This is a genomic window from Pedobacter petrophilus (genome assembly GCF_009674725.1).
GTDB lineage: Bacteria > Bacteroidota > Bacteroidia > Sphingobacteriales > Sphingobacteriaceae > Pedobacter > Pedobacter petrophilus.
Window position 1 is genome coordinate 28,920 of the sequence record NZ_WKKH01000012.1, and the last position, 23,100, is coordinate 52,019.

Here is a 23,100-nt window from a genome sequence, read left to right on the forward strand (position 1 = left end):
AAATCGCAATTTATAATATCTCTGAAAGTTATGCAACGGCTCCAAACAAATAAAAGCATTTAGCGTCTACCTGAACAGGCATTTTACATTAAAATGATAATTTTATTAAAAGATTTCCTCAATGCTTAAATTTTACGTAGAATATTACCTTAACACCTAATTTATCTCACAAAAAAGCGCCAACTTTCTGGTGAAAGTTGGCGCTTTGCATGGCTATAGTTTCTAAGCTATTTATTAAGGTTGGGATTATTAATAACCTCTGCCTGTGGTATGGGAAAGGTTAGTTCGTCAGCATCGTAAGCGAATGTGTCTCCTGCAAAAAACAAGTGATTCGTACCTCTGGTAATTGAATGCTTATTACGTTTCATTGCCAAATAAACTTTTCCTTCTCCCCAGAGTTCAATACGGGTTTGCTTATATATCTCTTCTTTTAAAGCCGTACCACTTAATGCATCAACAAAGTTAGGATTAGCAACACGTTCCGTTAACAGCTTCTTAATTTCAGTTCTGGCAAGTGCATCTTGATTTAATCTCGCTTTTGCCTCCGCATTTAAAAGAATCATTTCTTCTACACGCATATATACATAATCGGTGATTACTGTTCTCTGCCCACCTTCAATCCTTGCAGGATCGAAGAATTTTCCTGTTGGTAAAAGGCCACCGTAGTCTGCATTATCGTCAAACTGTTCTTTACGAGCATCGTCTGCAGGGATAGAGGCGTATAACTTATCATCTATAAATTTAGGGTCTCCAGCCCATGCGTAGCTATAAGTAAAGATATCAATTTGTCCCCACCACGAAACTAAGTCTAGGTTACTTGAAATCTGAAGATCGGCTCCCCACATCCAATTCGCGCTATTAGGTAGATTGTTAAATCCATCAGTAGTTACATTTGCTTTGGCTAGTACAGGAAATTTAGGAATGACCTGGTCTGTTAATGACACTACTTGTGCCAAGTCTGCAGTAGTACCTCTTGCTGCATAAACATAGGCCAATAAGCCTTTAGCAACATCAGCATTTATTTCGCCTTTACTTCCTCTGCCATAATCAGCCAACAATATTGCTGCATCTGTTAAATCTTTGATCATTTGATCGAAGATTACAGCAGAAGTTGCCAATGGCTGGTTAGTAGTTTTCGCATCTGTATAAAGTGGAAGAATTTTCTCACTTCCAGTACCATAACCCTGTGCAGCATAAAATTGAGTCAAGTAAAAATATGCATAAGCCCTCATTGCTTTTGCCTGCCCCATACTGTATGCCAAATTTTTATTGGTGAAGGTTGCATTATTACCACCTAAAATATCAATTAATGAATTGGCGCTAAAAATAATCTGATAATAGTAACGCCAAGGAATATACGCAGCATTTTGAGTAAAATCTTTCGTGGCCTGATACCTGATTACAGTGCTATACCAACCGTAATTAAGTGATCCAAGCGCCATATCTGAAGCTAACATATCTGAAAAGATATCGTAACCCTTTTGGCCAAAATCATCATGACCAGTTGTACCACCTGTTCCCGTATTATACATACTCGAGTATAACCCCCTTGTATATGCGTTCAAAACTGATGGATCTCGTAAAGCTTCTTCACTGATCTGTTCCGGAGAAACTTTTTCACTTGGTTTTTCATCCAAGAAACTTTTCTTACACCCACTTGCTAACATCAAAAGTGCAAATGCGATATATATGTATTTAGTATTTTTCATTTTAGTAAGTTTATATTAAAGCTTAACTCTTAAACCAGCAGAAATAGTAGACAAAGGGGAGTATCTGTAAGTATCACTACCTCCGGTTTCAGTACTGTTAGCTGGTTCTGCAGTCATAGGATTTAATCCTGCACGTGCTGTACCTAAATACAAGTTATCGCCAGAAACCCAAACACTTAAACCTGCTAAACCTAATTTGCCTGTAATTTTTGTAGGGAAAGTATAACCTAAGCGCACATTATTGAGCGAAAAATAATCAGCTTTTGTAATGAAACGAGATGATGACGAATTTACATTTGCATCCTGATTGTTCGAAATTCTTGGAACAATTCCATCTCCAGGCTGACTTGGGGATTGCCATCTGTTTAGAATATCCTTGTGCCAGTTATTATTTGCAATCAAACCATTGCCCATTAAACCTGCATAAGCACCGTCATAAACATAACCACCCAAACTATAAAGCATTTGAACACTTAAATCAAATCCTTTATAACCTGTACTCAAATTAATTGCGCCCCTTACATCAGGAATTGCAGACCGGCCATCATATTGCTGAGTAGCATTTTGATAGGTTTTAGTCGTTGTTTTCTTCAGCTGACCTTCCTTATCTGGGTTAGCAGCCAAATAAGAACCTAATGAACCAATATACTCACCCGCTTGATTTTCTAACAAGCCACCATCTGGAACACCATTGTTGTTCGCATCGAGATAATAAGCTTCCCAGGTAGATTTACCATCAGCAGCATCTACTCCCGTATATTTACGCACGTAAAAATCATAGATAGAGTGGCCGACAGACCATGCATAGTTACCTTGAACATCAATTGGTTTTGCTAAACCAGTTGATGGATCAATTGGCATTGCCGTCATTTTGTTTGAGAAAATCTCACCGTTGATTCCTAAATCTAAATAAAAATCTTTCTTTTTAAAAATGTGACCAGTAAGATCAAACTCTAAACCTTGGTTTCTTAATGAACCACCATTTACCTTAACTATCGCATACCCGCTTGATGGGCCAATTCTTCTGTCAAAAATTAAATCATCCGTATTCTTCAAATAATAATCAACAGAACCTGTTAAATAAGTACCTAAGTTAAATTCAACTCCGGTTTGGAACATTTTTGAAGTTTCCCAAGTTAAATCAGGATTACCCACTAAATCAATTGAAAGTCCTGGTTGGTCATTTACGTTATCAATATTAAATGTGTTATATCCTGGATAATAACCAACACCTCCTTGATCACCAATTAAACCGTAACTTGCTTTTAATTTTAATGAGCTGAAGATATTTTGAGATTTCATGAATTCTTCACTCGAGATCAACCAACCTGCGCCTACAGATCCAAATGTGCCCCATCTATTGGTTTTGAATCTTGAAGAACCATCTCTTCTTAAACTTCCTGATAAGAAATATTTCTTTTGATAATCGTAATTAATCTGACCAAAATAACTCTCTAATTTATATTGCTCACTATAAGAGTTGCTTGGATTAGATACAGCACCATTATTCAAATCTTCAGAATCATTTAGAACCAGATTGTATCTTGAAGCTTGTAATGTTTTTAATTTCCAATCCGTTACCTCGTGGGCAGCTAAAGCTTCAAAGCTGTTCTCTCCGAAAGTTTTCTTATACCTTAATAGATTTAAAAGGTTATAAGACATTAAAGTAGTATTTTCTAAATAAATAGCACCGCCCTGAGAGGCCGCAGAACCATAATATTTATTATTTCTAGTAATACTTTCGTTATTATAATATTGTAAACCGAATGTATTTTCGAAAGTTAAACCGGGGATGATTTTAGCCGTTAATGAAACGTTTCCATTTAATTCATTTCTGTCGTCTCTATCTGTATTATACTGGGTATCAGCTATAGCATTTGTTAATGAACCAAATCTTCTACCTGCATTCCCATAATCGTATTGATTTCCGCCGAAGATGGGGTCTTGTACAATAGCACCACCAGCATCTCTTAAAAATAATGGATAAATTGGAGGAATGTTGTCTACAAACCAGAAAACACTTCCAGAATCTGATGTTTGACCACCAAAGTTTCTTTTTGAATTGGTGTAGCCCAAATTCATGCCGCCAACTAACCAAGGTTTAACTTCATGAGTTAAATTTAGTCTTGCATTTAGACGTTTGTAATTTGATTTAATAGAATAGCCAATATCATCTAAATAGCCTAAAGATGTGAAGTAGCTTGTTTTTTCTGCACTTCCGCCTAATCTAACGTTTACTTCGGTACGAGCTGAACTTTGAAATGCATAATCTTCCCAGTTTTCAGGATCAAATTTTCTAGTAACGCCAGATCTAACTTGTCTTGTAACAGGATCAATTAAATTAGCGCCTGTAGAATTCCAAATATTAGAAGCTGCAGGTAAGCCACCGCCTGTTGGACCAAAAATTCGCACATTTGCATAAGTAATCGCAGCCGCATCTGTTAAAGGAGTTGCTAAACCCCTGCCTTGATTATATAATCCTTCCCATGCCAGACCAATAAATTCTTCCGGGGATTTAATTACATCATAACGTGGCAACAGCGCCATGTTAGTTCCAAAATTTACATCACCCTCAATGAAAGAACTTTTACCTCTTCCTGATTTCGTTGTAATTAAGACCACACCATTTGATCCTCTTGAACCATAAATAGCGGTCGCAGCAGCATCTTTTAGTATAGTTGTAGATTCGATATCATTAATATTTACGGAATTTAAACTTCCATAAAATGGCACCCCATCTACAACATATAATGGATCGCGATTTCCTGATACCGAACCAATACCTCTAATACGAACTTTTGCTTCGGTGCCTGGCTGGCCGCTTTGTGTAATTACACGCACCCCTGAAACCTCGCCAGCTAATGCTTGCGATAAGTTTGATACCCTCTTTTTTTCTAGTTGTGCTGCATCAACAGTTTTTGCTGAACCGGTAAATGCTTGTTTTGTAGTAGTACCATAACCAACAACCACAACATCGGTTAATGTTGTAGCGTCTGCTACCAAAACAATATTAATTACAGCATTTGCAGATATGGTCTGCTCTTTAGTTACATATCCAATATAGCTAAATTCTAATGTGTTAGACCCGGAAGGAACACTTACAGAATATTTACCATTTGAATCTGTCACGGCACCTGCTGAAGCGCCTTTAACTTTTACAGTTACACCAGGAATGGGTAATTTGTCATCCTGTGAGGTAACTGTACCAGTAATTGTTCTGTCTTGAGCCATTGCAGAGCATGCAATAAGCAAAAGTACGAACAAACTTTGTAGAAGTTTTTTCATGAAATTTAAGTTAGTAGATTGATAAAATTGTTAAGGGAACAAATCTAATGTTGTTGATATATTAATTAACATTTTTTAACAACTCAAAAGAATAAATGACACTCAGATGGCAAACGTAGTATTAGTCACACATTTTAGATGATAATACAAGATGACTCTTTTGATAAAAATAAGGATTATCCACTTTCAAATTATAATTACTTACCTTAATTCATAAAAAAAAGCCATCCAAAATTAATTGGATGGCTTTTTTTATTTTTTTTACTTTCTTAGTTCGCAGCAACTGCTACTATAATTGAACCGAAATTACCGCTAATTGTTCCTTGTGAAGTGGTATTGATTTTTAATGGCAGTGCGTACGTTGAACCCGTTACATAATTATTTGTATTGATAGGGATAACAAAGTTAACACCGGCCTGACCAGCTGGAATAACAACAGTGGTTGGTATAGTATACCAAGCTGCTGGAATTAAGGTAAAAGATCTACTGGCTTGAGTATTATGTAAAGTAAGCGCAGCTGCGTCGATACCAATTCCAACTGTAACATCAGATGGTGCTGGTTTACCAGTACCGCTATAGTTAACACGAATATTTAAAGGTGATGCGGTTCCTTTTGCCAGTGTAAGCTGATAACGTGCTAATTTTACGCTTGCAGTTAACGAACCTGAAGCGATGTAATCAGGATTATCAAATTCTATAATTGCGCCAGCACTGTTTGGTGCATCTGGTCCGATAAGTGGATCAGACTTCAGGCAAGAGCTTAATGTCAATACGACAAATAATATGGCTATGTTTTGAAATATTCTTTTCATTTCTTTTCGTTTAAATTTAAATAGTTATGCTATTTAGCCCAGAATATTTTAGTTGAATACTTATTGATATCCGTTGGCACATTTGCAGCGTTATAAGTAAATTCTGTACTCGGATATAGTAATCTGGTTGGTAATCTATCAGGTGCAGTTGAAACCCCGGCAATAGAAACAATTGTCTGCGCAGGGGTAGCAGCACTGATATCAGGGTTACTTACCGGATAACCTGTTCTTCTAAAGTCATTCCATGCTTCATCTCCAAAAATTAAATTTAATGCGATGTACTTTTGAGTAATAATAGCTTCCAGTTGTTGTGCCTGACTCGTTGCTAAACCGTAATTTGCAATATATCTGGTTGCATTTGCAGCCTGATAAGCAGTTGCATCAGCAACAGGGTCTTTCCCGGCAGAAACTGCACCTGTATTGTTTTTATACAAGTATCTAAAAGATGCCTGAATACCGGAGTTAAACAAAGATTGCGGAGAACCCGTAATTACGCCAGTTAATGCAGCTTCCGCTTGTAGAAAATAACTGTCTGCAGCCAAGATAACAGGTTGGGCAGCATCCGGACCTTTGAAAATTCCAATTGCTTCAAAAGCAGTTGCACTTGTTCCTCTAAACCAGGAGTTTGGAGTAGCACCACGTCCGGCCGTTGCCAATTGATTGCCTAACTGATTTGTTGCTGTTGCTGTGCCTGATTTATAAACCACATTTGCACGTGCCGGGTCAGTTAACTTTGTTCCATTATAGAAACTCATAATGAAAGGTGTTGGAACATAATTGGAACCAGCGGCAACAGCAGCACCTGCAGCAGAATATACGAAACCATTCCATCCGGGATTCTGTTTACCAATAATTTTTGTATACCCGGGATTAATAGAAGCATCCTCTCCTAAAAAACCTGCAGTGTCAAAATTTCTATTGGAGAACGCTACCTTATTTCCAGCACGTAAAATCAATCTGAGTTTAAGTGTATTCGCGAATTGAATCCATCTTGTAATTTCTACGGTAGTTGTAGTGCTTGAACCAAACATTACATCTGCACTTTTAAAATTACTTGCAGCAACAGGGTTAGCTTTGAATAGTACAATTGCAGCATCACAAAGGTCTGCTAGTGATTTATAAATATCAGTAGCTTTATCATATTTTGGCGTAACACTGGCTGCGCCTTTCAAGGCGTCAGTATATGGTATATCTCCATATTGATCAACTAATCTTTGAAAAGTGTAGGCTTTCATCAGTTTTGCCGCTGCATTAAACTGAGCGTAGCCAGCTTTACCTTCTGTGTTATCTATTACGTATTGGAAATCAGTTGCGATATCATAACTATTGTTCCATAATCTTTGCCAATCTGTTGAAGCATAATCATAAGAAATGATCGCACCCCAACCACTCACACCTCCGCCATTTGCTACATAGCCCACTACTTGTGATCCATAAAAATTAAATGACGCTGTTGTTGTTGCATTCGCAGGATTTGGAGCTGTTCCCTCAAGTGGTGCCTGACCCCAGGTTAAATTTGCAGCAGCCGTCATCGCCTGAGGAAGTACTAATTCTGGTGTACCTGAAATAGGTTGATTGGTATTTGTATTGACATCAAGGTATTTCTTGCATGATGATAACGAAAGACCAACACTGGCTGCAAGAAATAATATAAATATTTTTTTCATGATTTCTGTATTAAAAAGTAAGTGATAACGTAGCACCATAATAACGGGATGGTGGCGTTTCTGTTCCATTTAAACCAACCCCATTACCACTACTAGAAGTTGTATTACTGTTGTATTCTGGATCTGTATATACATTAGTTTTAGGAAGGAAGATGAATAAGTTACGTCCTTGTGCACTAATTCTAGCCGCCTGAATAAATTTAGATTTAGCTAAAAGTGATTTAGGAAAATCATAACCTAATGTAATTTCTCTTATTTTCCAGAAGTTACCAGATGTAATGTAATTTTCGTCAATACTCGTTCTAGGGCCACCAATGGTCCAATAACCCGGACCACCATCTTTAATGGTAATGTTAGTATTTTGAACATAAGTATTGGTTGTTGGATCAAGATAAGATGAGTTAGGAATCACAAAACGCTCCCTATTGTAAGCTACCGTATTGATACCTGCACCGCTAAAATCTAAACTACCTGAACCAATACCGTTATAAACGGAGTAACCACCTCTGTATTCTGCTAAAGCTGTCAAAGTAATCCCTTTAAAGGTTGCGCTTAAGTTAATACCAAAAATATCAGTAGGTGCGGCGTTTCCAAAAACTGATAACGTAGATGTTCCAGAAGGATAACCGGTAACGCGGTCTACGATAATTCTTCCGTCATTATCCCTATTATAAGATCTTCCTTGGAGAACTGGAAAAGGTTGACCAGCAATACCATATGAACCTGCATTCGTGGTATTTGATAGATTTATACTCGAGATTCCGGCTAGTAATTCATCAACCATATTTTTATAATGAGAATAGTTAGCCGCAACAGTTACTGTCCAGTTAGATGTTCTTACAGGAACAAATGCTAAAGTAGTCTCAATACCTTTACTACTGGTTTGACCTGCATTTAACAAGTAATTACTATAACCAGAAGAATTTGCAACGGCTGCCGTTACGGTTTGATTTTTTGTTTTTGTACTGTAGTAAGTAAAACTTGCATTAATTCTATCTTTCAGGAATGACATATCTGTACCCGCTTCGAAGGAATAAGAAAACTCTGGTGTAATACTAGGTGATACTAAGCTATTACCTACGGTAAAACCACCAATTCCATTATAAGGAAAACCAGAGTTTTGGTTAAAGGTAGCATCTAAGCGATAGGCGCCTAAAGTATTTTCAGCACCGCCCACGTTAACTAGACCTACTTTAGATAAACCAGCTCTTAATTTGATGAAATCAATTGCCTTGATTTCTTTCAATGCTGGAATTGCATCTGTTGGCACGAAAGAGATGTTACCTGCCGGATAGAAGAATGATCTGTTCGCTGCAGATAGACGGGAATCCCAGTCATTTCGTGCTGTTGCACTTAAAAACAAATAATTTTTGAAGCTCACGTTTAATAACCCATAAATAGCCTGCTGACGCGCTAAATAATTGGTTTCCGTTGCTGTTGGTGTATTGGTACTATTACTTAGATTGAATAATCCCGGCTGAACCAATCCACTTACTGCTGACTCCATTGTTTTAGTGCGATCTTGGCGCATAAATGCAGCCGCAATCAAATTAAAATTGAAATCATTTACAGTTTTCTTAAATGATGCCTGAAATTCATTCGTAATTCGACCTGTATAAATAGATCCATCGGTTACAGCGCCAACAACATCTGTTCTTTTGTAAGCTCCGATTTCTGGCCGGGTTTTGATATAATCATTAAATTTATAAATGTCTGAATAAGACTTTCTTGTATTATTTCTAGAGTTATAACCGACACGGTAAGTCAAATCAACCCAAGTTGCAGGGCTATATTTCAAATCCCAACTACCTGTTAAATAATCATTTCTAACATTTTCGCGGAAATTGTCAATACTAAAATAAGGGTTGGTATAATAAGCATTTGGGTAGCCAGCCGGATCAGCGAAAGGATCATTTTTCCAATCTTTAAAAGATGTGATCGGCAAATTTCCCGGACTTTGTAACATCTGATCGTAAAAACCAGTTGAGGTGGTTTGATCATAGCGATTTTGAGCATAACTTACAGCAAAAGAAGTCGATAAATTTTTAAGTAAATTTCTAGTCCCATTAAAACGAACATTTGCCTTATTAAACCTGTCCTTTGGAAGTGTACCACTTACATCAACATATTGGCCAGAAATAAATAGTGTTCCTTTTTCATCACCAGAAGATAGAGATAAATCACTCTGGCTGGTTAATCCGTTGTCCCAGAAGTCATATTTATCGTTACCCCATTCATAAGGGCTTGTTCTTACCGTACCGTCTGCTAATGGCAAACCAATTTCTCTTGGCACGCCATCAAAAGCAGGTCCAAACTGTTGGTTTTCATAACCTAAATAAATCTTCAGATCATTATCAGAGCCACCACCAAATTGTTGTTGTAATTTAGGAAAGAATGCAACCTGCTCAACGGTTACACTTTGTTGTGCCTTAATTTCCAGTTTACCTTGTTTACCTTTTTTAGTAGTAATAATTAAGGCACCATTTGATGCATCAGATCCGTAAAGTGCAGCACCACTGGCGCCATTTAAAACGGTTACATTGTCTATATCTTCCGGATTCAAATTACTTAAAACAGCATTTGGAACGATTACCGCATCCAAAACTATAAGCGCCTGGTTATTTCCCGTTAATGATCTTTGTCCCCTTAATACTACTCTAAAGTTTGGATTGGTTCCACCAGATACTCCATTGATTTGCAAACCAGCAACTTTACCAAGCAATCCGCTTGCGATATTAGTAGGTTTCGCGCCGATTAATTGATCAGACTTAATGGTAGTGTTAACTGTACCTAACGACCTTTTACTTGCCGTTAAGCCTGCCGCAACAACAATAACTTCATCAAGAGAAGCAGCATCACCTGCCAGGGCAACATTTACTGTACTTGAATTACCCAAGTTTCTACTTTGAGTTACAAAACCAATAAATGAAAAGTTTAATGTGTTTGATCCAGATGGAACTCTCAATGAGTATCTACCATTTGCATCTGTTATGGTACCAATTTGAGCACCTTGTACTTTAACACTTACTCCGGGAATTGGTAATTTGTCTTCCGTTGAAGTAACTGTACCAGTGATTGTTCTATCCTGCGCATATGTAGCCGTAGCCATGCACAGGAATATGAACAAACTTTGTAGAAGTTTTTTCATAATTTAAAAAATAGGTTAGTTAATGATTAATGATTCTTCTAATTTAAGTTTTGATCAGCATGAAAAAAAACATTTTTTAACATTTTTTAACAACCTGGCGAAGTAATAACATAACCACCTAACAATCAGTATTTTAAAATTTAAATACCACTGATTTTAAGATCTTCTTTTGAACTAAATCGTTAAAGCAAGTGCCTAAATAGTATCCATAAATTATGATATTGATAGAAATTGACTTATAAATAAGTCAGTAAACGCAGATTTCTTGAGTAAAATATATTTTTTTGAGCGATTAACTCTCTTCCAATCAGAAGTAACACTAATAGTTTAACAAAAAAAATAAAATGCTTTAGAATTACTTACAATTAGAACATGAATGATATTAAATATATGGATGAGCGAGTGAATTTACCTTATATTAATAATTCGCAAGGTTTTCTATTCCAGATAACTATTAAATCTTGATTAATAAGCTTTAATAATAAGCAGTGAGAATATTTAGTAATATTATGGCTATTTCTAGCCCATATGTCTAAACCTAAGTTTATATTAATGTTACTGCTAAATACCACAATAAAATCAGCTTTAAATTATTTATAATTTTTCTATAAAAAAGGCGGATACTCAAAAAGTACCCGCCTTCATTTACTTTAAAAAAGCTAATTAAAATTTATCCCAGAATAATTTTGTGGTTACAACATCTCCTCCAATTGCACCAGAAGCCTGACTGTAATTAGTGCCATTTAATTGCTGTTCATTGCTTGGATAGTTAAGTCTGTTAGGAAAACCAGATTTAGCTCCTACTGGCGCAGTAATTTTTGGAAAATCCAATCTTCTTAATTCTGTCCAACCATTAAAAGGCCTGTTATAAAGAGCGATCCATTTTTGGACACCTATTTTTTCTCTCCAGGTACCAGATGCAGTTGTATAAGAAACCAGTGGATTTGCCAGATAATTGGATGCTTCTGTAGCAGTACCTCCCCAATATAAAATTGATGCCGTAATCGCATTATTGTAATGCGTTTCTGCATTACCGCTAACAGCATACCCTCTTTCAGCGGCTTCTGCTCTATTAAATTCAGTTTCTACATAATCCATCAGCAAGGTTTGCGCATCAGGAGCATAAACTTTAGGTCCAGGTTTAGAAAAAGCAGATATGGTATTAACCTGCCCAACTATACCACCAACATAAGCGCCGTTTGCATTGGTACCAAAATACTGTGGTAAACGAGGATCTGCCAGCGCTAACAATTTGTCTACCAAATCTTTTGCGGCCACATAATCACCACGCCCACCCGTAACAATATCAACATAAAGTGGGTTTTGGTTTGGTGCACCTGCCAGATATTTAAAAGCTGCATTATCCCCATCGGAAGAAATTGCACCTGCATCTGATGCTTCTACAGCAGTTTTGGCAATCGTATTGTCTGCATCTGCTAAAATTAAAGCTTGCTGCATCCGCAAAGAGTTACCAAATTTTATCCATTTTGAAACATCCCCTTGAAAAATAAGGTCCTCATTTGCAGAAAACCCAGCACTTGCCGTATTGAGTTGGGCAATGTCGGTATTTAGCCTTTTTAATAGATCTAACGAAATCGTCTTCGCATCATCATATTTCGGAAAAAGATTTTGTTGATCTAGCGCCTGGCTATAAGGTACGTTGCCAAAAGTATTAACCAGTGTACTAAACGCCAACACTTGCATGATATCAATAATTGCCAGTTGATTCGATTTTATACCAGCATTTAACGTAGTATTAGCCTTTATAATGGTTGATGATTGGGTTAAATTTTGGAGTACTTCTCTATACATCGTAGTCCACCAGGCTTGAGGAATATTTCTGGTACCGAAGTCGTATTGGGCTTCATCCTGATACGTTACCATTGCCCATTGACTTGTAGTGAATCTGAAAACATTGTTGTTAACACTAGCACTCGTAACAACATCGCTGTAAGATTTGGTTGCATATGAAAACAAAGTCGCAGCAGGAACTTCCGATGGCCTTTTGGTATCGATATTAAGTGATGTAATATCCTTTTTACAAGCTGCAAAAGAAACAAGCATTGCAAAAAATATGATTGATTTTTTCATTTTATTGTTGATTTAATTAGAATGATAGCTTTGCATTGATCCCTATTGTCCTGGTTGTTGGATATGCACCACTTTGTATCCCTTGCGCATTTCCGGAAGACAAATTCTCTTCCGGATCTGAATAAGGAAGATTTTTATGTATAATCCATAAATTTCTGCCAAAAACAGAAAGATCAATCCCTTTGACAGGGCCCCATTTTGAAATCATATCTTTAGGAAAAGAGTACGTTAATGTAGCTTCTCTTAATTTTACATAACTGGCATCGTATGAAAATGCAGATTGAGGAAGGGTAGGAGAATTGGCATCTATCACTACGCGTTTAGTATTAACCTGACCGTCTTCTGTTACACCATCTAAAATAACGCCTCCGCTATTTCCACTATTGGTTACCGGATTCCTTACCGGATTACCCAGATCGTTTAAACCCACGGTATTTGGTAAAATACCAGTATAGGTAGCATAAAATTGGTCTAATGACCAAACATTGCCTCCAGAACGGATGTCGATTAAGAAGCCTAAGGATACGTTTTTATATTTAAAGCTATTATATATACCCCCAATCCATTTTGGGTTAATATTGCCAATAACATTAGTTGTACTTGATGTTAATTGATAATATCCATCTGCACCGATAACTTTTTGTCCGTTTGCGTTATAGACATAATCTTTGCCCTGAATGGTACCATATGGCTCACCTAAAGTAGCATTAACACTTATACCAGCCTGAAAACTAGCTAATTGTAAATTTTTACTATCATTATACAATTCCAAAACCTTACTGTTATTTTTTGTCCAATTGATGTTAATGTTCCAAGAAAAATTTTGTGTTTTAATCGGCGAACCATACAATGAAACCTCGACACCATTATTTCTTATAACGCCGGCATTAACATAGGTATTGGTAAATCCTGTTGCAGCAGAAACCGCAACCGGTATAATTTGATTTTTCGTTTTGGTTAGGTAATATGAAGCATCAAAACCAATGCGGTTATCCAAAAATGCCATATCTAAACCAATCTCACTGCTTTCTGTCTTTTCGGGTTTCAATGAAGGATTATTTGTAGTAAAAGGATATGCAAATAAAATGCTTGATCCAAATAGATTTTGAGAGGTATAAACATTTTTGGTACTTCCCCAAGGCGCATCGTTTCCAACTGTAGCATAGTTGACACGTAGTTTTCCAGATGAAATCCAGTCAACTTTATCTTTTAGTTGTTTAGAGAACAACCAGCTGCCAGCAACCGAATAATAGTTATATGCATTTCCGCCTTCCGGAAGTGTAGAAGATTTATCTCTTCTAAAAGTACCTTCCAAGGTTAAAAACTCATTATAAGTCAGGGTAGCTCCACCAAAAAATCCGTCAACTTCTCTAGGCTGATAGTTTTCTATAGGGGCTGCTACGGCACCAACAGAATTAGAAATACTATAAAGCCCTGGCACAATGAGTCCACCATTTGTTGTTGAAAAAACGCTGTTCAACAAACTCTTTCTGATATTACCTCCAAGCAATGCCTTCAAATTAAGGTCCTTCGTTACATTTTTATCAAAGTTTGCGATAAGGTCAAAATTTGTTTCGTTGAACGACCTGTCCGTGCGGGCATAAGAAGCTGCTCCCTGACTTCCTACGGCAACCCTTTCTTCCTGAAATTCATTGTAGGTATCTAAAGAAACACGTCCGAGAATATTTAGCCAATCAGTTGCCTTATAATTTAAAGACGCATTCCCAAAAATCCTGCTCCTTGTATCATTTTGATAATTCTGGTACCTTGTCCAATAATAATTATCCGTATATTTAGGCACCAGACCTTCAGGCGAAGAAGGGTCAGCCCAATTCCATGAAACATTTTGCTTATTTCTAAAATAAGCATCCTTTTGAGCCATCATATCAACATTGGTTTGATACCATTGCCTAAAATTTTGGTTTACATTTAACCCACTATATCCTGACCCATATCTTCCTAAACCCTCAACTTTTGAGTAATTCGCAAGTGCCGATGCGGTTAACCGATCGGTAATTTGGTATGTAGAACCAAAATTCAATATATTTTTAATAATTTTACTATTGGGTAACGTTCCCCTGTCATCACTTCTGGTATAGCCCAGCTTGATTGTCCCTTTATCAGATGCGCCATCAAACATTATATTATTGTTATTAGAAATTGCCGTTTCATAAAATGTTGATGGATTATTTGCAGCAGCAACCCACGGCGTTTTTTTCTTATAATTAGGAGAGTATGGGTCAAAGGCATCCCATTGATACACCAGTAGGTTTGGGTCAAATTTAGCCCCGTAAGATGCATCTTCAGAAGTGGGAACAACCTTTTCTTTAACACCATTACCTTGAACATCAATCAATAAGAAGCCATCTCCACTTTCGTATCCACTTGAATACCCAGCACCATATTCAGTTTGATACTCGGGAAAAGTTGATTTGTCAATTGTTCCAATAGTTAAACCACTATTAACCGTTATCCCCATCCCTTTACTCTTCCTGCTTTTTGTAGTAATCATAATTACACCATTGGCTCCTCTGGAGCCATAAAGCGCACTTGCTGCAGCCCCCTTAAGAACGTTAACCGATTCTATATCGTCAGGATTGATATCTGCTGCCGCGTTTCCATAATCATAACCACCCCTCCCTGTTCTCTGGTTAGTAGAATTATTGTTTGAATTGTCGACCGGAACACCATCAACTACAAATAATGCCTGATTATTCCCCGTTAAAGACTTACTACCTCTGATTACGACATTGGTTGATCCACCAATTGCATTGCCTTGAATAATCTGCAAACCAGATACTTTACCTGATAGAGCAGACGCCGCATTTGATGACCGTGTTTGTGTAAGTTCTTCGCCTTTCACCTGCTGCGCCGCATAAGATAATGTATTTTTCTTCCTAACCTGGCCCAAAGCTGTTACCACAACTTCATCCAAAGCATTAGCATTTGAAGATAAGACAGCATTGATTACATTTGAACTTCCAATAGGCTTAGATTGTGTAGCAAAACCAATTGATGAGAATTCTAATGTTTTGCCTTCTGCTGACACTTTAATGGCGTATTTTCCATTAGCATCAGTAGATGTGCCGCCTGCGGCACCTGAAATTTTTACGCTTACGCCTGGAATTGGCAGCTTGTCTTCGGAAGAGGTTACTGTTCCTGTAATTGTTCGATCCTGTGCCCATACGAATGTCGTAAAAAACACACAGATGAACAAACTCGGTAGGAGTTTTTTCATAGTCTAGATAGGTTAGTTAACTGTAGTATAATAAAGACCCTAAAATAGCGTAACTTAATGCTAAGCGCAAGTTTTTTTTAAAAAATTTAAACAAAACTTAACTTAAACTTCCTGAAAGCAGTATAAAAATGAAAGTGTAATGCTAAAAATACTTTAAAATCCCATTAGAATAATACATTTATCGCTGTTTTTGCCAATTTTAATACTTACAAAACACAATATTGCTAAAAAGAGTCTTCCCACCTTCCCAAAAGTTCCTGAAAAGCGGATCATTTGCTAAATAAACCACAGTTCCGCGGCCGAAATCCTGAACACCAATCAATAAACCAGATTTTAGCTCTTCGCGAACTCGTTTTCCTACCACTCCAGCCATTAAACTTTTTTCATTTACCGTCCCAACGTTCCAGCCTTCGGTAAATGGTTGGTATATTTTTCTATCCGTTTTTAAGGTATAATACATTTTACCGATACCATACGAAAAAGGATGTGAAGCATCCAGATTCACCTTATATATAGCCCCCGGAATTGAAGTTTCGTAATCATCTTTGTCCTTATCCTTAAAGAGTAATTTGCTTGGTATTGGTTTTTCATCCTTTTTAACCGCAATTTCCTTCTTTTTAATGTTAAATCCTTTTTTATCCAGTACGCTTTCAACCGCATCTTCCATCAGGATCAGCTTTCCACCTTTATTTAACCAGGCCGTTAGGCCATCACCAATGAAGGCATTATAGCTTCCGTCTGGGAGGATAAGCATATTTACTTTATTAATATCCAGGTTATTGATGTCTTTAGCCGTTATAATGCTTGGAGTAAGATTTAAATCGTGCTCCAAATAAAACCAAACTTCTCCAAAAGCTAAAGATGAAACTTCATTTCCGGAAACGATAGCTACTTTTGGTTGCTTTAAAATTGGATAAACGTTTGATCCAAAGTCTTTTCCTTTCTCTACAAAGCCACTGGTAATTCCTAAAACAGGCTTGCCCAGCTGTTTGGTAACAGATACAACTTTAGCTCTCAAAGTTTTAACAGTCCGTTCATTTTCCGTTCTTAATACAATCAATGTTCCGGCAGGATATTCTTTTCCTGAAACGGTGAATGGCTGATCGGCCTGACGAACTTTAATGTTTTCCTGTTGAAGTTTATTTAAAACCTGCGCGTCTTCTGCTGATCCCCAGGAGAATAACCAGGCTAAAGGTTTTTCAATATCATTTGATGCATCACCCGTAATTGCAAGATCCGGATATTTACCCTTAAAGCTTTCTTTGCTTGCATAACTTTTTAAACCAAATACATATGGTAAAGCCCATGCAGTAATATCATAAGTATTAGAGTCGGTAACCAAAGTTTGCGGCTCTAATAAAACATTTGCCAAAACAGCACGAGGTTGTAGTGTATTTACAATCAGATCATTCCTTCCAATCGTGAAGCTTTCTTCTTTTTGCGTATCGTAATCATAACCTTTCCCGGATTTTTCCCCTCCGTAAGCAAATTCAATCTTATTCTTTTTCAGTAATTCAGCTAACTTCTGCTGACGAGACACATTACTGGCCTTGATAACAAAGGTTCTATAAACCCCGGGAGAAGTAGTCAATTCCTGCTGAAAATACTTTTTATATTCTTCCAGCAGCTTATTGTGATTTTGCGATGAAACCTCGACAGTTGACATCCCTGTGGTGAAATGATGCGCAATACGATCTTTCAAAGTTAAGGTATCACCATCATTGGTTACTACTGCTAAACCGGCCCTGATTCCTCCCTGCTCGTAAGTCATTCCAATAGCGCCATTATATAAAGGATAGGTATCGCCGTAGGATGGATATAATAAATCGAAACGCTCCTTTGTAAAATACTGCCAACCTTCCGCATCGAAATATTTTGCATTATTTTTTCCCACCACCACTTGAAAACTCTTTTGCCAAGGGGTAATATCCTGATGAACGGGCTCCGCAGCAGGCGCAAAATAATAGGGTTCATTATAACTTTGCTCATGAAAATCTACATGCACCTGTGGCATCCAATTATTATACAATGCTAACCTTTGCTGACTTTCTACCTGTGTTTGCCAGGCCCAGTCACGGTTTAAATCAAAATAATAATGATTTGGCCTGCCGCCCGGCCAAGGCTCGATGTGTTCTCTTGATGTAGGATCAGCATTTGGCGCTTTACCTACTACACTATTGAAATAGTTTACATAACGGTCTCTTCCATCTGGATTTAAACAAGGATCAATTACTACAACAGTATTTTTTAACCATGCACTTGCCTCTTTATTTGTACCGGAAGCCAGGGTATAAAGCATTTTCATTGAAGTTTCAGTAGAATTAGCTTCGTTTCCGTGTACGTTATAACTTAGCCAGGTAATAACAGGCTGATTGCTTAAATCAATATTTGTATTGCCTCCAGATGTCAGCTTTAAATTATTTGTCCGAATCTGTTCTATTTTAAGAATATTTTCTTCTGATGAAATTACGGCAACTAATAAAGGTCTTCCCTCATTGGTTTTTCCATATTCAATTAATTTAATGTTTTTGGGAGAAGCTAAAGCTGTTTGCCTGAAATAATCAACTACTATATAGTGTGGCGTAAAGTGCGATCCGAGTTCATAACCTAAAAATTCATCAGGCGACTTTACCTGAGCATTAGAAACAACAGTTGCGGCAATTAAAAACAGACAGAACGCTATGCTTTTTTTCATAAAACAATTAAATTTTATCTAATGTAGTAATTTTGCTTTTTGTTGATGCTAAACATTAATTTTACAGCATATTTTTTACGAAGAACATGATTAAAACTGAGGAATTATACCAACACTTTCTAAAAAGCCCTGTAATATCTACTGATACTAGAAATATTATTCCCGGTTCTATCTTTTTCGCGTTAAAAGGTGAAAATTTTAATGCAAATGTATTTGCCGCTCAAGCTATTGAGAAAGGTGCGGCTTATGCTGTTGTTGATGAAGCGGCTCATGCAACCAGCGAGAAATGCTTATTGGTGGATGATGTTTTATCTGCACTTCAAAACCTGGCCCGCCATCACCGCGGGCAGTTAAACATTCCGGTAATAGGCTTAACCGGAAGTAACGGTAAAACAACGAGCAAAGAATTAGTTAATGCAGTATTATCCGAGCGATATCAAACCTTCGCCACTTTTGGCAACCTCAATAACCATATTGGTGTTCCACTTTCTATTTTAGCCATAACCAGCCAGGTAGAAATTGCCATTATTGAAATGGGAGCGAATCACCAGAAAGAAATTGAATTGCTTTGTACTATTGCACAACCTACTCATGGGATTATTACTAATGTAGGCATGGCGCATCTGGATGGCTTTGGAGGATTTGAAGGCGTTAAAAAAGGTAAAGCAGAACTTTATGCTTACCTGAAAGCACACCATGGCTATACCTTTATTAACAGGGATAATGCTTTCCTGATGGAAATGAGCTTAAATGCCGGCTTAAATAAACTGCTTTATTATGGAACTGAAAATGGCAATACCATTAAGGGCGCGTTAAAAAGCAGCGATCCTTTTATTGAGGTAGAATGGACTAATCATGAAACTTCTTCTGTGGTAAAAACGAATTTAACAGGAAGCTACAACTTCGAAAATATACTGGCAGCCATTTGTATCGGAGATTTTTTTGATATGCAGCCTGAAGAAATCAATACCGGTTTAGCGAATTATGAGCCAAAAAACAACCGTTCACAGTTAACCAAAACAGATCATAATACCGTGATTTGCGATTTCTACAACGCAAATCCCAGCAGCATGACTGCTGCGTTAAATAACATTTCTGCATTATCTGCTGATCAAAAGACTGCTGTATTAGGAGATATGTTTGAACTTGGCCCCGAATCTGCTGCACAGCATGAATTAATTGCCAAACAGGCAACGGAAAGTGGCCTGGATCAAATTATTTTTATTGGAAAATACTTTTATGCCTTTAAAGATCAGCTGAACGGGATATTTTTTGAAACCCCGGCAGAAGCAGCGAATTATCTTCAACAGCATCTAATCAAAAACAATTTGGTTTTATTAAAAGGATCCAGGGGAATGAAACTTGAAAATCTGCTGCAGTATTTATAAACAACTGGAAATTGCTTAAATAATTAAACGATTAATTAAGGTGATGGTAAATAAAAAGGCGTTATACATTTCTGCATAACGCCAATAGTTTGTTTGTTTATTTTCTTTAAAAAGTACAGCTTATTTTGCCATACACGTACCGGCCGCTAAAGCCAAACTGACTTACTGCCCTTGGATATAAAAACCTTCCGTTTGATGTATTGTCTAACCCGCCAGAGTAATTGCTTGTAGGTGAACTATTGAAATTTGATGCATTATTTCTGGGATCGATGTACAACTTGTCTGGATAAATATCGAAGATATTGTTGGCCCCAACCGTTACCGACCAAACTTTACTCGCGGCATAGCTTACTGAAAAATCAGAAACCCATTTTGGAGAAAAGGTCTGATCAAGCTGCGTTGGTAAACCATTTGCCGGGATATTCGGATCAATGGCATTTAAATAAGTCACCTCTCCAAAACGAACTGTTCTGGCTACAAATGATAATTTATCTACGTTGTAAGTTGCCGTTATATTTAATTTATTTTTAGGTACGGAACTCTCAAAACGTGAGCGCTCCAAGCGGTCAAAAAGTTTTGCCTTCAATGTTGGGTCGCTTTCTATTCGGTCAGATCCCTGAACGCTTCTTACTACCGTTTTATTCACATTCCCGGCAACGCTTAAAATTAGGCTGCTTTTGGCACCCAGGGTGAATTTATTGGTTAGTACCACATCGATACCTGCAGTATTGGTGGTAATGGCATTGGTAAAGAACTGCACGCTGTTAATTTGAGCAGTTGGGTCTACAGTGTTTAAAATCTGGTTAACTACCCCCGTCGGAACTAAAACACCGCCGGAACGTTCTCTTGCATATTGACTGGAGAATACAATCCGATCACTGATATCAATGTTATAAGCATCGACAGTAAATGTAAATGTTTTAGCAATCCGACCAGCCAAACCGATGCTTCCTGATTTTGAAATCTCTGGCTTAAGCTCGCCTACACCAAACTGACCCACAATTGGATTACTGTTGTTTACCGTTAATACCTGCGTAGCAACTGTTCCTACAAACTGCGTGCTTTCATTATTAAAATATTGCTGGTGTAAAGACGGGGCTCTAAATCCTGTTGCATAAGCACCACGTAAAGCAACATCGCCAATCAGCTTAACCTTACCTGTAAATTTATAAGAGAAGTTGGATCCAAAATCGCTGTAGTTTTCATACCGGCCGGCTGCACCTAAAGTTACCCTGGGGCCAAATTCTGCTTCAAAATCTGCATAGGCACCCACATTGTTCCTGGATTGATCTAAAGCATTCCCTGGCTTAAAACCTGGAAAAACCTGTGCTCCGGATGCTGTTGGTGAAGTTCCGATCAACCGGCCACCGTTTGCATAAGACAATAATTCGCCTTCTTTGATCTGGTAATTATCTACCCTGAACTCCGCACCGAAGGCCGTATTCAATGAACTTAAAAATCCACCATCAATAATGTGCTTTTTATTGATATCAAAATTGGTTGTATTTTGTCTGAAAACTAACTCTCCGGCATAAAATGATGTCGGACTTGTTCCGGTGGGTAGCGAAGCATTCACCGTGTAGTTAATATCAAACTTGATGTTATTTTCTCCGCTCGTATTACTTAAATCATAATCCCAGGTACCCGCTTTTCCCCTCAAACCTACAGAAAGAGAATAATCATTAATTTTTGTATCAATTAAAGGAAGAAATCCATTGGGATAAATTGATAAGTCGATTTGTGTGGTTTGGGTAGGCAGGCGATAGAAACCTGCTGCACTTCCGGTTTTATGGGTAAAGCCTGCAGCATAATAGAGTTGAGTGGTTTTACCGAAATTAAACTGGCCATTTAAGAAAGCACCGCCGTTTTTAGAATCTGAATTACCAACGCGCATGTTATTCCTATCTAAGCCGTTAGCTGAAGCTCTTGCATCATCTGCTGCTTTCAAATTAGCAAAACGTGCCTGAAATGCAGCTTCGGTTTCGGCAGCACCTCTTGTTGGACTAGCCGAGTACAATAGCGGGCGGGTATCTAAACCACCGCGATTGGTAAAATCGCGCTGCAGGTATTGTGCAGCTAAATTGATGAAGCCTTTATCATTTTTGAATGCCCAGCCTTTACTAAAGTCTGCCTGAAAGGTTCGCCCGTCGCTAAATTCTCTTCCCAAAGCTTTGGAATCAGACTGCCCGAAAGATGTGGAGAAACTATAAGGCGTAACTTTCTTTAACACAATATTGATTACCCCTGCAATAGCATCAGAGCCGTATTGCGCCGCAGCACCATCGCGTAAAACCTCAATTCTTTCTATCGCAGATACTGGAATAGAATTTAAATCTGTACCTACTGAGCCACGTCCGAAAGTACCATTAATGTTTACGAGCGCTGTAGTATGTCTTCGTTTCCCGTTCACCAAAACCAATACCTGATCTGGCCCAAGCCCACGCAGGGATGCCGGATCTATATGATCTGTTCCATCTGCAACAGTTTGTCTGTTTGAACTAAAGGACGGCGCTACGAAGTTCAAAATCTGCGTCAAATCTGTTTGAGCGAAAACCTTTACATCTTTCGATGAAATTAAATCGACTGGCACAACACTTTCAATATTTGTTCTCGGTGTGGATCTGGAACCGATTACAACAACATCACCCAAATCTGATTTGGTTTCTGATAAAGAAAAATCTAGTGTTTTAACTGTATTTTCAATAGCAACTTCCTGTTCTGCATTTACATATCCGGTAAAGGTAACCCTAACTTTATAGGTACCTGCAGCAGGAAATTTTAAGATGTACATACCATTGCCATCAGTCGAGGTGCCAATCTTCTGGCCCACCACCTGTACACTGGCACCCGGGATAGCAACACCTGTTGAATCAGATACCTTTCCCTGCAAACTTTGTGCAAATAATTGGCTGGAGATAATGAGAAAAAAAATTGGGAGGGAGATTTTGAGTAATGTTTTTATCATAAGTCATTGATTTAGTTGGTAAAACAATGATAACGATTTTATTACAATAACGATTATCTAAGCCATTATTTCTTCTATAACCAGCAGAAATACAAATTAAAG

The 23,100-nt window shown here is 37.6% G+C and carries 10 protein-coding genes; 1 reads left to right on the top strand and 9 read right to left on the bottom strand.

Annotation, left to right across the window (positions count from 1 at the left end):
• Positions 1-227 precede the first annotated feature (227 nt).
• The 8 genes from GJU39_RS09760 to GJU39_RS09795 form a co-directional block, all read right to left on the bottom strand.
• Complete coding sequence (locus GJU39_RS09760) at positions 228-1,709, bottom strand: RagB/SusD family nutrient uptake outer membrane protein (protein WP_154280605.1); 1,482 nt, start codon at positions 1,707-1,709, stop codon at positions 228-230.
• Between the two features lie 15 nt (positions 1,710-1,724).
• Entirely contained in the window at positions 1,725-4,994 is a 3,270-nt protein-coding gene (locus tag GJU39_RS09765; RefSeq protein WP_154280606.1) for a SusC/RagA family TonB-linked outer membrane protein, read from the bottom strand.
• Between the two features lie 269 nt (positions 4,995-5,263).
• Positions 5,264-5,806, bottom strand: coding sequence for a DUF1735 domain-containing protein (locus GJU39_RS09770; RefSeq protein WP_154280607.1), 543 nt, complete (start codon positions 5,804-5,806; stop codon positions 5,264-5,266).
• Between the two features lie 29 nt (positions 5,807-5,835).
• A complete protein-coding gene (locus tag GJU39_RS09775; protein WP_167515671.1) occupies positions 5,836-7,473 on the bottom strand; it encodes a SusD/RagB family nutrient-binding outer membrane lipoprotein in 1,638 nt (545 codons plus the stop codon).
• Positions 7,474-7,483: 10 nt separating this feature from the next.
• Positions 7,484-10,621, bottom strand: a complete 3,138-nt coding sequence (locus tag GJU39_RS09780) for a SusC/RagA family TonB-linked outer membrane protein (protein ID WP_245227775.1) — start codon at positions 10,619-10,621, stop codon at positions 7,484-7,486.
• Between the two features lie 663 nt (positions 10,622-11,284).
• Positions 11,285-12,712: a SusD/RagB family nutrient-binding outer membrane lipoprotein gene (locus GJU39_RS09785; RefSeq protein WP_154280609.1), complete on the bottom strand. Its 1,428-nt coding sequence runs from the start codon at positions 12,710-12,712 to the stop codon at positions 11,285-11,287.
• 16 nt (positions 12,713-12,728) lie between these two features.
• Positions 12,729-15,950, bottom strand: coding sequence for a SusC/RagA family TonB-linked outer membrane protein (locus tag GJU39_RS09790; protein WP_154280610.1), 3,222 nt, complete (start codon positions 15,948-15,950; stop codon positions 12,729-12,731).
• A gap of 199 nt (positions 15,951-16,149) precedes the next feature.
• The gene (locus GJU39_RS09795) at positions 16,150-18,645 is read right to left on the bottom strand and encodes a M14 metallopeptidase family protein (protein ID WP_154280611.1); all 2,496 of its coding nucleotides are present in this window, start codon (positions 18,643-18,645) and stop codon (positions 16,150-16,152) included.
• Between the two features lie 86 nt (positions 18,646-18,731).
• On the opposite strand from GJU39_RS09795, the gene GJU39_RS09800 reads away from it, so the two are divergent.
• Positions 18,732-20,033 carry a UDP-N-acetylmuramoyl-tripeptide--D-alanyl-D-alanine ligase gene (locus tag GJU39_RS09800; protein WP_154280612.1) on the top strand — a complete coding sequence of 434 codons (1,302 nt, stop codon included), beginning with the start codon at positions 18,732-18,734 and terminating at the stop codon, positions 20,031-20,033.
• Positions 20,034-20,139: 106 nt separating this feature from the next.
• Here GJU39_RS09800 and GJU39_RS09805 read toward each other — a convergent pair whose 3' ends face one another.
• Positions 20,140-22,998: a TonB-dependent receptor gene (locus GJU39_RS09805; RefSeq protein WP_154280613.1), complete on the bottom strand. Its 2,859-nt coding sequence runs from the start codon at positions 22,996-22,998 to the stop codon at positions 20,140-20,142.
• Positions 22,999-23,100 lie beyond the last annotated feature (102 nt).

Bases quoted from the DNA above. Each gene is read 5' to 3' on its own strand.
- GJU39_RS09805 (WP_154280613.1), bottom strand. From the start codon at position 22,998: ATGATAAAAACATTACTCAAAATCTCCCTCCCAATTTTTTTTCTCATT.
- GJU39_RS09760 (WP_154280605.1), bottom strand. From the start codon at position 1,709: ATGAAAAATACTAAATACATATATATCGCATTTGCACTTTTGATGTTA.
- GJU39_RS09790 (WP_154280610.1), bottom strand. From the start codon at position 15,950: ATGAAAAAACTCCTACCGAGTTTGTTCATCTGTGTGTTTTTTACGACA.
- GJU39_RS09765 (WP_154280606.1), bottom strand. From the start codon at position 4,994: ATGAAAAAACTTCTACAAAGTTTGTTCGTACTTTTGCTTATTGCATGC.
- GJU39_RS09785 (WP_154280609.1), bottom strand. From the start codon at position 12,712: ATGAAAAAATCAATCATATTTTTTGCAATGCTTGTTTCTTTTGCAGCT.
- GJU39_RS09795 (WP_154280611.1), bottom strand. From the start codon at position 18,645: ATGAAAAAAAGCATAGCGTTCTGTCTGTTTTTAATTGCCGCAACTGTT.
- GJU39_RS09770 (WP_154280607.1), bottom strand. From the start codon at position 5,806: ATGAAAAGAATATTTCAAAACATAGCCATATTATTTGTCGTATTGACA.
- GJU39_RS09775 (WP_167515671.1), bottom strand. From the start codon at position 7,473: ATGAAAAAAATATTTATATTATTTCTTGCAGCCAGTGTTGGTCTTTCG.
- GJU39_RS09800 (WP_154280612.1), top strand. From the start codon at position 18,732: ATGATTAAAACTGAGGAATTATACCAACACTTTCTAAAAAGCCCTGTA.
- GJU39_RS09780 (WP_245227775.1), bottom strand. From the start codon at position 10,621: ATGAAAAAACTTCTACAAAGTTTGTTCATATTCCTGTGCATGGCTACG.